Genomic DNA, 12,191 nt, shown 5'->3' on the forward strand with positions numbered 1-12,191 from the left:
GGACACCATGACCGTCGCCCCTTTGCGCAACGAGTTCCCGGCCCTCGACCAAGAAGTGAACGGCCGGCGCCTCGCCTATCTCGACAATGCGGCCACCACCCAACGGCCCGAAGCCGTGATCCAGGCGGTCGAAGCGTTCACCCGGTACGACAACGCGAACGTCCATAGGGGCGTGCATACGGTCTCACAAAGGGCCACGGACAAGTTCGACGCCGCCCGGGCCACCGTCGCCCGGGCGATCGGCGCCTCCCGTCCTGAGGAAATCGTGTTCACGAAAGGGTGTACCGAAGCCCTCAACCTCGTCGCATCGAGCTGGGGAAGGGCTAACCTCTCCGAGGGTGACGTGGTCCTCGTCAGCACGATGGAGCACCACTCGAACCTGGTGCCCTGGCAACAGGCCGCCACGCTATCGGGGGCGAAAGTCGTCCCGATCCCGGTCACGGACTCTGGCGAGATCGACCTGGACGACTACGTTCGGCTCTTGGCTTCGCATCCTGTGAAGATGGTCGCGGTGAAGCACGTCTGTAACGCGATCGGCACGGTGAACCCGGTGGGAGACATGGTTTCGGAAGCCCATCGTGCCGGAGCCTTGGTGACGGTCGACGGTGCGCAGGCCCTGGCCCACGTCCGCGTCGACGTGTCGTCGATCGGGGCCGACTTCTATGCAATGGCGTCCCACAAGGTCTACGGCCCGATGGGGACAGGCGCGCTTTACGGCCGGTTCGACCTGCTCGACCGGCTCCCTCCGTACCAGACGGGCGGCGGAACGATCCGTTCGGTCACGATGGAGGAGACGACGTTCGCCGAGCTCCCTGACAGGCTGGAGGCGGGCACGCCGAACGTGCCTGGGGCGATCGGTTTCGCTGCCGCCCTGGACTGGCTCGAACGGCACGACGTCGAATCCTTGGCGCGGCACGAGTCGGACCTTCTCCGGACGGCGACGGAAGCCGTGACCCGGATTCCAGGGATCACGGTCATCGGTCAAGCCGCTCGAAAGGCGGGCATTCTCAGTTTTACGATGGAGGCCGCGCATCCTCACGATGTGGGGACGGTACTGGATTCGGAAGGGGTCGCCGTCAGAACGGGCCACCATTGTTGCCAGCCCCTGATGCGGCGGTTCGGCGTCCCGGCGACGACTCGGGCTTCGCTCGCCGCTTATAACACGGAAGACGACGTCGAAGCGCTCGTCCGAGGGCTGGACAAAGTCGCGCGGCTCTTCGCCTAGGACGCGTGCCGCGAGCCGGTCACGGACCATAATCAGGACGAACGCGGAAAGTTGATGGACCTCACCGACCTCTACCAGGAAATCATCCTTGACCACGGCAAGAACCCGAGGAACAGGCGGGAGATCCCTGGCGCCACCCACCTGGCGGAGGGCTTCAATCCGTTGTGCGGCGATCAGATCAAGGTCTGGCTCAAAGTCGAGGGCGGGACGATCGCGGACGCCGCCTTCACGGGTCAGGGTTGCGCCATCAGCCAGGCCAGTGCAAGCATGATGACCCAAGCCGTCAAGGGGCAGACGGTGGCTTTCGCCGAGGAACTATTCAATAATTTTAGACAGCATGTCATTGAAAATAATGACAATGTTTTAGACGACGGCCAAGACCTCGGAATTCTCAATTGTTTGACGGGAGTGCGCCGGTTTCCGAACCGCATTAAGTGTGCGGTGCTCGCCTGGCACGCGATGCACTCCGCCCTTTCCGGCGACGGCACGGTGACGACCGAATGACACCAGGAGGGCGTGTCCGTGCCTGAGCCGATCGAGCCTTCGACGGGTCTGAACTCGATCCAAAGGTCGCTGCTCGAACACCAGGTCATCGAGTCTGTCAGGACGGTCTATGACCCTGAAATCCCGGTCAATGTGTACGATCTGGGCCTCATCTACGCCCTCGATGTCCAGGAGGACGCGTCCGTCGATATCAGCATGACGCTGACCAGTCCGGCGTGCCCTGTCGCCGAGACTTTGCCCGGCGAAGTGGAGGACGCGGCCCGTCGGACGAAGGGCGTTTCGGCCGTCCGTCTAAGCCTTGTCTGGGACCCTCCGTTCACTATCGACCGCATTCCCGACCACATCCGTTTGGAACTGGGACTGTACTAAAGAGGATTGAATAGGGTGTCACAATAAAGTCGAGGCCTGAGTACTCTTTATAGAGGGCCGGGTCTTGAACAGTAGGTTATTCCATGAAGTTCAGCGCCCAGGAAGAATACGGTCTCCGGTGCCTGTTGTCACTCGCCCGCGAAGGTCGGGACGGATTTCTGACGATTCCTCTCATCGCCAAACGAGAAGGACTGACGCCGTCCCACGTCGCGAAACTCCTCAGCATCCTCCGACAGAGCGGGTTCATCAAGAGCACCCGCGGCCAGGCCGGGGGGTATTCGCTCAATATGGAAGTCGAGAAGATCGAGGTCGGTAAGGTCCTCGAAGCCCTCGGCGGACGGATGTACGGCCCCGGCTTCTGCGAGCGGCACAGCGGCATCCTCGAAACGTGCGTCCACGAGACAGACTGCATGTTGCGGCCCCTCTGGAGCAAGATCCAGGGCTCGGTCGACGGTGCCCTTGAGGGGTTGACGATCGCCGACATCCTCCAGTCGAAGACGGGCGACTGCAACGTCAGCTTCAGTCCGTCCCGACAACAGGTCATGGCCTGACGATGTTCCCGGTCGAAGTCGCGCCCGAAGCTCTCGCACAGCTGAAGTCGCTCAAACTTCGAAAAGGGGGACAGGACACCTGTATACGGTTCGGGGTCAAGGGAGGCGGATGCAGCGGGCTCGAGTACGTCTTGAAGCTCGAAGACAACCGCCTTCCTATCGATCTCGTGGCCCAAACCGACGGCTTGACGTTGCTTTGCGACGAGAAGTCTGCCAAGTACTTGCAGGGTGCGAAGTTGGTCTGGACGGGCAACCTCATCGGGGGTGGTTTTTCGTTCGAAAACCCGAACGCCGACCGGTCGTGCGGGTGCGGAACGAGCTTCTCTCTCAAGAAGAAGGACTGACTTGCCCCGCGTTTCCATCCTCCTCACCTGCTTCAACCACCTGAAGTACGTTCCTGCGGCCGTCGAAGGCGTGCTGGGCCAGACGTTCCGGGACTACGAGGTCATCGCCCTCGACGACGGTTCGACCGACGGGACGCGCGACTGGCTCACCGAGAACCTCGGCGGGCACCGCCTCGTCTTCAACCCACAGAACTTGGGGACGTACGCGACCCTCAACGTCGGGTTGAGGGAAGCCCGCGGCGAGTTCGTCGCCGTCCTCAACGACGACGATGTCTGGGCGCCCGAGAAACTGGAACGCCAGTTAGCCTTGATGGACGCCCATCCGAAAGTCGGGCTCTGCCACACCGACGGTTGGTTCATCGACGGCGAAGGACGCCGGACCGAAGGGTCCCCCCTCGGGTTCGAATTTCCGCGGACGGCGACCGGTGACGTCCTTCTCGCCTTGCTCTCGGCGAACAAGATCATCGCGAGCGCTGCGCTCGTGCGCCGAGAATGCTTCGACCGCCTGGGTGGATTCGACGAGTCGTATTTCGGTTCTGGCGACTGGCAGATGTGGACGCGGATCGCGGAACAGTACGACGTCGGCTACGTCGACCGGCCGCTCACGTTCTATCGCGTTCACGGAGCGAACGCGTCGCACAAGCTCGATCGCATTTGGAGGGACGACGAAAAGCTTCGGGAGTGGATCGCCTCGCGGACGGGTTCGTACCGCGGCCGTTTTCAAGAGGCGGAACTGGAACGCGCCGTCGCACACAACTACGCGTGCCTGGGGACCGTGAAGACACTGAACGGTGACCCGGCCGGAGGTCGCGCTGCATACCGGGAGTCTCTCCGCCACGATCCGGGCCGGTGGAAGAGCCGCCTCCGCCTTTGGGCCACCTACCTGCCCAAGCCGGTCTTTCGGAAACTGATTTAAGGGGGCCGGACGGCATAATGAGGCGATGGCGGACGGCGGACTCTTCGCACTCTACAAGCTGCACCTGATCGACTCCGCCTTGTACGAGTTCCAGCAACGGGCGAAAGCCCTCGATGTCGGCCGGGACGAAGCGGCGCAGATCAAGGAGATCGAGTCCGACCCCGACGGTGTCCTCGGGACGGCCCGAAAACTCTCGGCCGAGATGAAAGACGCCGAACTGGAGCAAAAGGGCCTCGCCGATAAGGTCAAGAAGTTCGAGTCCGACCTCTACGGCGGCAAGGTCGTCAACCCGCGCGAGGTGGAGAACCTCGAGAAAGAAATCGCGAGCCTGAAAGAGCGTTCGGGCAAGATCGATGACCGGCTCCTCGAACTCTACGAAGAGGTCCCGCCCGCAAAAGCCAAGGCCGAGGAAGCCGAACGTCGGATTTCGGCCCTCAGGGGCACGATCGCCGAAAAGCAGAGTGCCGCGAAGGAAGAGCACGTACGCCTCCAGGAAGCCTACAAACGGGAGGCTGCCAAGCGGGCCACGGCCAAGGCGGCTGTCCCTGGCCCGCTCTTCTCCCTCTATGAGAGGATCCGAGAGAAGTCTGACGTCGGTATGGCTATGGTGAGCGACGATCACAGGTGCGAGGCGTGCGGCATGCCTGTCTCAGAGAAGTTCTTCGACGCCCTCGTCCACGACAAGGTGATGCAGTGCGAGAACTGCCGGCGGATCTTGTTCCGTCTTCAACAAGGATGATCGCCAAGGCCGCACGGTTCACCCTCGTCGTCGGAGCGGCACTCCTGACGAGCGCTTGCGCCAAGTTCCCTGCAGGCGGTGCCGACCTGTTCACGAAACGCATCATCGTGACGGTCAAACTCGAGGGGGCCGTCAAGACCGGCGGGCTCGCTTACCGGTATATCGTCCCTTTACGCCTCTCGACGGTTTCGAACCCGACCGACGACGGACCGAAGCCCGTGACCTCGGACGTCAACGTCGGCAATGGCTTTGTCGCCGGTAACTGCACGCACTACATCGAGTTCAATCCGAACGGGTCGAACCCGTACGAGATCTGGAAGTTCAAGGACGCCACGCTCAACGAAAGGAGCCTGACCGGCTATGCGATCAGCAGGAGCGACCCGCGCGACGGTCGGCAACCGAACGTCCTTCAGTTCGAGGTCGACCTCAGCCAACTTGTGCCGACGGCGGACGTGCCTTCGATCCTGAGCATCCAGGCCAACGTTTTGACGATGGACGACTATGCCCGCGAGCAGGACGGCCACGGCTGGGACGCGCTGGGCGACGGACTGATACCGTCGAAGTGGAACAACTGGATCCTGCTCGACACGAGGACGTCCCGCAAGTACACGAACACGAATTTTCAGACGGAGCCGCCTTCGGGGGACCCCGACTTCGAGGACGTCGTCGGACTGAACGGATCGCCCCCGGAACTGAACATCGCCGACTGGACCTTCGAAATCCAACTTCAGCAGTAGTCCCGTCGCCGGTCGCGGCTGTATGATCGGATCATGCGACAGGCGTCCTTCGTCCTCGCCGTCCTGCTGGCCTCACCTCGCCAAGGCGTCCTGGCCCAGACGCCGTACCGGCCGGACAAGCAGGCGATAGCGGCCTCTTATGCCCGTGCCGATCGGATCAGGACTGCGGCCCCGACTTTGGTCAAGAACCTGACGTTGACGCCGCACTGGGGCGACGGCCGGATGTGGTTCGTCCAATGGGAGCCTCGCCGTGAGCGCGCGTTCCGAACGGTCGACACGAAGACCGGAAAGGTCCGAGACGCTTTCGATCACGAGCGACTGGCCGTGGCCCTCTCGACGGTTTCCGGCAAGTCCGTGTCCTCCGGCAGTCTGCCGTTCCCTTCGATCGATTTGGCCGACAACGGCGAGACCGTCACGTTCCGTGCCTTCGACAAAGGCTGGACGTGTTCGCTCAAAGACTATGCGGTAACGGCCGCACCCGTGACCCTCGCCGCACCAAGAAACCGCCAGCGAGGGCCGAGCGGACGTTCACCTAACGGTGAGTACTCCGTCGTCCTGTCCGGCGGAAAGGTCATCGTCAACGACGCGGCGGGCAACAAGGTCATGGAAAGCGCCTCGGGTGACCTGGTCGGCCCATCCTGGTCGCCTGACAGCAGGTTCGTGGCCGCGTTCCGGGTCCTCAAGGGCGACCGCAAGGAGGTCTATCTGATCGAATCGTCGCCGTCGGGCGGAGGCCGGGCCAAACTGACGTCTCGACCGTACGACCTTCCTGGGGACCAGATCGACCGCTATGAACTCGTCTTCTTGGAACTCGCTTCGAAAAAGGAGATCCCCTCCGACCTTCCTCCGATGGTCACGTCTGGAGCGCCTTGGAACGATCCTCCCTCGAACCGATGGTGGGCCGACAGTCGAGGGCTGGTCGTCGACCATGTGGTGAGGGGCTATCAGCAGTACAAGGTCCACGAAGTCGAACCTTCGACGGGCCGTTCCAAGGTCTTAGTCGACGAAAGATCGCCGACCTTTGTCGACGTCTCCAACATTTCCCTCAGGTTGCTCGAACGATCGAAACGGTTGCTCTGGCGGTCCGAACGGGACGGTTGGGGCCATCTTTACGTCATCGCCCCCGACGGGTCGGTCGAACGGCAACTGACCCGCGGCCCATGGGTCGTGAAGGACATCATCAAGGTCGACGAAGCAGCGGGCCAGGTCTGGTTCACGGCTTGCGGCAAAGACACGAACCCCTATTGGCTCCACTTGTACAAGATCGGACTGGACGGGAGCGGCCTCACCGACTTGACGCCTGAATCGGGCGACCATGCGATCGCATGGTCGCCCGACCGTTCTGGATTCGTCGATACCGTGTCCCGCGTCGACGGGCCTCCGTCCTTCGTGTTCCGGGACGCGGACGGCAAGACGTCTTCGGACCTCGGATCGTGCGACGCTTCCGGGCTCAAGAGCCTGCGGTTCCGACAGCCCGAGCCGTTCGTCGCGAAAGGGCGTGACGGCAAGACCGACATTTGGGGGATCGTCTGTCGGCCCTCGGACTTCGACCCGAAGAAGAAGTACCCCGTCATCGAGAACCTCTACGCCGGCCCGCACGACAGTTTTGTCCCCCGTAGGTTCACGCCGGTCACCCGGATGCAACAACTCGCTGAACTGGGATTCATCGTCGTCCAGATCGACGGGATGGGGACCAACAACCGGGGTAAGGCGTTCCACGACGTGTGTTACAAGAACTTGGCCGACGCGGGGTTTCCCGACCGGATCCAGTGGATGAAGGCGTTGGCCTCCAAAGACAAGAGCGTCGACTTGGACCGTGTCGGGGTCTACGGGACGAGCGCAGGCGGGCAGGAATCGACCGCCGCTCTTCTCTTCCATCCCGAGTTCTACAAGGTCGGGGTCTCGAGCTGTGGATGCCACGACAACCGCATGGATAAGGTGTGGTGGAACGAACAGTGGATGGGCTATCCCGTCGGTCCGCACTATGAAGAGCAGTCGAACCTGACCAACGCCAAGAACCTTCGAGGCAAGCTCTTGCTCATGGTCGGCGAGCTCGACCGGAACGTTCCGCCAGAATCCACCCTCCGGTTGGTCGACGCCTTGATCAAGGCCAAGAAGGAATTCGACTTCTTAATCTTGCCAGGCATGGACCACACCGACGGTGGCCCTTACGGCGAGCGAAAGCGCCGGGACTTCTTCGTCCGGCACCTCCTCGGAGTCGAACCTCCTGACTGGAACACGGCGTCTGACTGAAGACGATGCGGGTCAAGGAGGGTTTCGTCCCGGTTTGGCGCCGACGGCGGCGGAGCCTCGCCTGGATCTGGACGGACCGGGTAATGGCGGTCTCGTCCGTCGCTTCTGCTGTAGCCTTGTCGGTCCCGGAACCCGGGCGGTCGACCGGTCTCAACGAAGCGATCAGCTTGAGCCTCTCCCGGGGACACTGGGCCGCGGTCACGGTGTTCCTGACGGCGGCCGCCGTCCTGTCCCTCTTGGCCTTTCGGCTGGGACGTCACCGACGCTGGGGAGCGGCGGTCTTCCTCGCCTTGGACGTCCTCTTGCTCGCCGTCATCGCGTTGACAAACCCCTTGTCGGACGTCCACCAACTTGCGTTCATCGGCTGTGCCGTCGCCACGACCTTGTGGTTGTTCCTCATCGCTTGGGAGATGGACGAGCCCATCGTCAAAATCCTTGCGTCGGGGGCGACGGTCGGCGCGGTGACGAGCGTGCTCTTTGTCGGGCTCGGCGAGCGGATCCTCGTCGCCTGCTGTCTCGGCGGTGGCGCCCTCCTCTACTTCAATGTCTTCGACATGATCGTCGCCGACCCTTGACCGGGGTCATTCGTTCCAATCGGGCTTGTCCAACGAAGACTTCCATTCGGCGGCGTACTTGTTCGCGTCCTTGGCGAAGACGGAATTCGGATAGCGCACGGCGAGCCTCCGCATGAGTCCGATCGCCTTCCCTGTGAGGCCGGCCGACTCCGGCTCCCACCATGTGTTGAACCGAGAAAGCCGCTCGGCGGCTACACCCGCAGTGTACAGAGCCTTCGGCACGAGGTTCGAGCGCGGACATCTCTCGACGAGTTCTTCGCAGAGTCTCACGACGTGGGCGTAGCACTCGTGTTCGTAGCCGTAGGCCCGCACCTTCCGGCCCCATGCCCCTGTGTTGACACGGGGGTTCCAGAAGACCGAGAACGACGTGGCCCGCCTGCCCTCCCAAAGCCCGGGGCTGTAGAACATCAAGTTGCGGCGGTCATGAACGTATCGGGCCATGTCGTAAAGGGCTTCGGCACGAGCCTCTTGTCCATGAGCGGCCTCGGCCTTCTGTCGCAACGCCCACAGGGCGTCGACATCGGCCAGCGGGTCGACGATCTTCGGAGGCTCACCGTCATACACGTACTCCCGCATGGACAGGAACCTGTCCTTGGAGAGTCCGCCCCGTGTCCGGAGGGGTTGGGGCATGGACGCCAGGATCCGGTGCGCGTTCCGGTATTCGCCGATCCGGAAATAGCGCATCGCCAATGTGAATTCGAGGACCGTTCGTCGCGCGGGGTCTTTGACGGTTCGGGCCGCCCGCTCCAGTTGCTTCGGTGTCAAAACGGCGTCGGCCATGACAGCGGCGTCGTCTTCGTAGCCCCATTCGTCGTACAAGGCGAAGGCACGGACCGGATCTCCGACCTTCTCGTGAAGAAGAGCCAGGTTTTCGGCCGTGCTCTGCTTGACGTACGGCTCAGGGCCGCGCCGATAAAGCCGTTCGAACACGCGGAGCGCCTCCGACCTCCGCCCCAACCGCGACAAGCAGGCAGCCTCGCAGTAGAGAGCTCTGTCCTTGCTACGGCCTCGCGCCGAACGGCCCGCTCTAGCCCACCTGAGGCCCTGTGAATACGATCCGCAATCATAGGCCAGTTGTGCGAGCCGTGGAAAGGCGTCCGGGCCGACGTTCCTCGCCCCGTTCAGGCAGGAGGCCGCAAACCGGAGGAGGTTCCGTTCTTGCCGGACGTCCATCGCCGTGTCTTCGAGCCGGAACGTCAAGTAAGGCCCGACCAAGGTCGGGTCGCTTCGGACCGCTCTCTGTACGTCGGCCGACTGGTCCGAAGTGAGGGACCGGAACAGTCTTCGAAGTTCTTTCGCGGATTCCCGCTGGGAAACGATCGGCACTTCTAGGGACCGCTGGCGGATCCCGTGAACGACCGCGGCCGCAATCCGTCCTTCCGACTCGGCCCGTTCCGCGAGGGCGGCATGGCCCTTCCATGCCTCAGAAGGATCGCTCGATGCGCTCTGTCGGACGTAGAGGGCAAGGGCGCCTTGGGCGTCCCCCTGTCCTGCCCGGCAACGTGCCAGCCAGCCCAAGACGTTGCCCCGAAACCGGGTCTCCGGAAACTGTCGCAACAGTCTGCGCAAGACAGGCTCGCCTTGGACGACGTCGGGTCTTTCCCCGGAAGCGTCCTCGAGCCAGGAACGCGCAGCCATGACGAGCGCAGATTCAGCACGAGGAGCTTTCGGTGCGAGATCGGCTACTTTGACGAACGCCTCTGCTCGCGACCGTCGGTCGGGATAGACCGTGGCGGCGGCGACGGCGTATTCCACATGGGGCCGCAATCGAGTGCCGGCCTTGAGGTTCCGTAGCGCCAGTACGGCGCGCTCCTTCTCCTTGGGATTGCCGAACTCGATCAGGTACCTCTCGCGGAGATAGGTTCCGACGCCAAGATCGTCCGAGTCAAGGCCCTCACGGATCAGTTCCTTACGGTCTTGGACGAACGACTTCAGGCTTCGCGTCTCGGCGGTCTCTCCGTACATGTCGACGGCTGTCTTGAAGTCGTTTTGGACTTCCCGGTTCCGGGCGGCACGGACCTTTTTCGCGAAACGGGCCGGGCCTTGATCGTCCCATTCGTCCAGCCCGTCGCCGAACGCCTCAAGACCGAGTCTTTCGTCGTAGACTTCCTGCTGTTCCCAACCGTACTTCGTCCCGCCGCGCCGGACTTCGTTGTTCCAGCCTGGCGCCATCCACTTTTGGGGGACGCGACCGAAATCGACGTCCGGTTCACCGAAAGAGCCATAGAAGTGGACGGAGTCGACGTTGTCGCCGTAACACGCCGCGACCCATGCGGCAAGGGCAACGGTCGCAAGCACCGATCCGGCGGCCAGCGCTTTGGTCACGAGTGCCCGGCTCACGGTCCGGCCTGCCCCAGGGCGACGGCGATCGGGCCCCGATGCGCGGCGACTCGGTCAAAACCGGACGGCTCCATGACGCTCCACGCTATTGTGACGTGGGGAAGGACGTTTGAAGCCAGACGTAGCGGCCCGATGACGCACCTTTCATGAAAACCGATGAACCTTTTGGTGAAAATGAGGCGGTCCGCTTCGCCAGGGCGGCACTCCACACCCCCCTCGCCAGAGCCCCTTTGATAGCGGACAGAGTCGAAATCCCGGAGACGGACGCCTTCAATGCCGGGTCTGTCGAGTCCGATCGTCAAACGGACGGCATCGGGGTCCACGGCCGACGGAGAGTCGCCGGTGTTCTTGACTTCGATCCACAGGTCGATGGGGACCTGCTTCCGAACGCCGTCGACCACGTCGTAGGCGTCCTGCCGAGCCGTGACGTCGACGTCCAAGCCTGGTCGGGGCGAACGCCCCTGAACTTTGGACAGGACCGTAGCCAAAGGCAGCGAAAAGGACGATCCTTGTCGTGGCATCCTGAAGAGGATGGTCCCGACGCAACGTTCGCCTCTCTGCGCTTGGACGAGCCGCTCAGATTCAGCGGGTTGATCGGGAGCCGGAACCGTGAACGCCAGAGAATAGCCGACTCCTCGTCCGTCGGGCGCGGGTCGGACCGCTTTGAACAAGAGGATCCGTTCGCCGCTCCATTCTTTCCGTCCGGAGACGCGCCGGCCTCCTGAGTCACAGCCGAAACCCGCGACGAAACGGAACGACGGGTGTCGAAAAGCGTCCTGCGCTTCAAGGCCCTTGTAGGTGCCGACCAATCTGTCCTTATCGTCGAAGAGATAGGCTCGGCCGTAAGCTGGGATCCCGATCCAGTAAGGACAGGCCAGGGACTCGGCCTTCTTCATCGCCGTGACCAAGGTCGCCTTGTCGGACACGGGCCTGACAGTCGAGAGGGTCGTGCCGGTCTTTCCCTCATAGGCCTGCGGCACCATAAAGTCCACTTCACGAGAAAGTCTCAGGGCGCCTTCGGTCCCGAGCCAGCTTGTCAGTCCTGTTACGGAGAACTGAAGTCGTCGATCGAGGCCGGCCCGCACGTTCCGGACGATTTGGGAGTAGCGTGGGAGGAGCCGGGTCGGACTATCGATGTCCAATTGCACACCGACGACGCGGACGCCCGCCCGTTCCGCCCTTTGGACGGAGTCCCTGATGACGGCGCACATCGAAGCACTCAGGGCGGACGTCTCGAAGTCGCCGAAATGACGGACGAAGCCGGCGTCGCCGTTGAAGACCAAGTGGACGGGGAACGCGCCGCAACCTTGACCGAAGCTCTGTGGGAAAACGGGCACGGCTTCTCGCCCGTTCTGACTGAAGGTCCCCGCCCGGACGAAGAGGGAGCCGACCCCGAGGGACCTGAGGTCGCGGCACTCTTCGGCCGTCAGGGCGAACGGCGAATGCCAGTACCAATAGGAGCGCTGGAGCGGCGCCGGATGCGGGCGGGGCCGAACGATGGAACCGATCACTCCGGCGAGGACGACCGCACCGAAGAGTGCCGCGGCCGTCCGGAGTTTCACCGCACTATTCTTGCACGCCGACCGGGCCGAAGCCGTCACGTCGACGGATCTCGCCATCGGGGCCAGTAGAATGTGG

General features: G+C 62.9%; 12 protein-coding genes. 10 read left to right on the forward strand and 2 right to left on the reverse strand.

The window, feature by feature from the left end; all coding sequences use genetic code 11:
- The first annotated feature begins 7 nt into the window (after positions 1-7).
- From JST30_13880 to JST30_13925, 10 genes are all read left to right on the forward strand, one after another.
- Positions 8-1,225 carry a SufS family cysteine desulfurase gene (locus JST30_13880; GenBank protein ID MBS1715414.1) on the forward strand — a complete coding sequence of 406 codons (1,218 nt, stop codon included), beginning with the start codon at positions 8-10 and terminating at the stop codon, positions 1,223-1,225.
- Between the two features lie 54 nt (positions 1,226-1,279).
- On the forward strand, positions 1,280-1,729 hold the full coding sequence (locus tag JST30_13885; protein ID MBS1715415.1) for an SUF system NifU family Fe-S cluster assembly protein: 450 nt from the start codon (positions 1,280-1,282) through the stop codon (positions 1,727-1,729).
- Between the two features lie 12 nt (positions 1,730-1,741).
- A complete protein-coding gene (locus JST30_13890; GenBank protein ID MBS1715416.1) occupies positions 1,742-2,098 on the forward strand; it encodes a DUF59 domain-containing protein in 357 nt (118 codons plus the stop codon).
- Positions 2,099-2,181: 83 nt separating this feature from the next.
- Positions 2,182-2,649, forward strand: coding sequence for an Rrf2 family transcriptional regulator (locus JST30_13895; protein ID MBS1715417.1), 468 nt, complete (start codon positions 2,182-2,184; stop codon positions 2,647-2,649).
- Between the two features lie 2 nt (positions 2,650-2,651).
- Positions 2,652-2,993 carry an iron-sulfur cluster assembly accessory protein gene (locus JST30_13900; GenBank protein MBS1715418.1) on the forward strand — a complete coding sequence of 114 codons (342 nt, stop codon included), beginning with the start codon at positions 2,652-2,654 and terminating at the stop codon, positions 2,991-2,993.
- Position 2,994: 1 nt separating this feature from the next.
- Complete coding sequence (locus JST30_13905; GenBank protein ID MBS1715419.1) at positions 2,995-3,909, forward strand: glycosyltransferase; 915 nt, start codon at positions 2,995-2,997, stop codon at positions 3,907-3,909.
- 25 nt (positions 3,910-3,934) lie between these two features.
- Positions 3,935-4,648, forward strand: coding sequence for a hypothetical protein (locus JST30_13910; protein MBS1715420.1), 714 nt, complete (start codon positions 3,935-3,937; stop codon positions 4,646-4,648).
- Positions 4,645-5,385 carry a hypothetical protein gene (locus tag JST30_13915; GenBank protein MBS1715421.1) on the forward strand — a complete coding sequence of 247 codons (741 nt, stop codon included), beginning with the start codon at positions 4,645-4,647 and terminating at the stop codon, positions 5,383-5,385. The genes JST30_13910 and JST30_13915 overlap by 4 nt, the downstream gene beginning before the upstream one ends.
- 33 nt (positions 5,386-5,418) lie before the next feature.
- Complete coding sequence (locus JST30_13920) at positions 5,419-7,638, forward strand: S9 family peptidase (protein ID MBS1715422.1); 2,220 nt, start codon at positions 5,419-5,421, stop codon at positions 7,636-7,638.
- A gap of 5 nt (positions 7,639-7,643) precedes the next feature.
- Positions 7,644-8,213 carry a hypothetical protein gene (locus tag JST30_13925; GenBank protein ID MBS1715423.1) on the forward strand — a complete coding sequence of 190 codons (570 nt, stop codon included), beginning with the start codon at positions 7,644-7,646 and terminating at the stop codon, positions 8,211-8,213.
- 6 nt (positions 8,214-8,219) lie between these two features.
- Here the strand turns inward: JST30_13925 and JST30_13930 are convergent, their stop codons facing one another.
- On the reverse strand, positions 8,220-10,553 hold the full coding sequence (locus JST30_13930) for a tetratricopeptide repeat protein (GenBank protein MBS1715424.1): 2,334 nt from the start codon (positions 10,551-10,553) through the stop codon (positions 8,220-8,222).
- Positions 10,550-12,172, reverse strand: coding sequence for a DUF3142 domain-containing protein (locus JST30_13935; GenBank protein MBS1715425.1), 1,623 nt, complete (start codon positions 12,170-12,172; stop codon positions 10,550-10,552). The genes JST30_13930 and JST30_13935 overlap by 4 nt, the downstream gene beginning before the upstream one ends.
- Positions 12,173-12,191: the final 19 nt, after the last annotated feature.

The organism is Armatimonadota bacterium, from assembly GCA_018268395.1.
Taxonomy (GTDB): domain Bacteria; phylum Armatimonadota; class Fimbriimonadia; order Fimbriimonadales; family Fimbriimonadaceae; genus JAEURO01.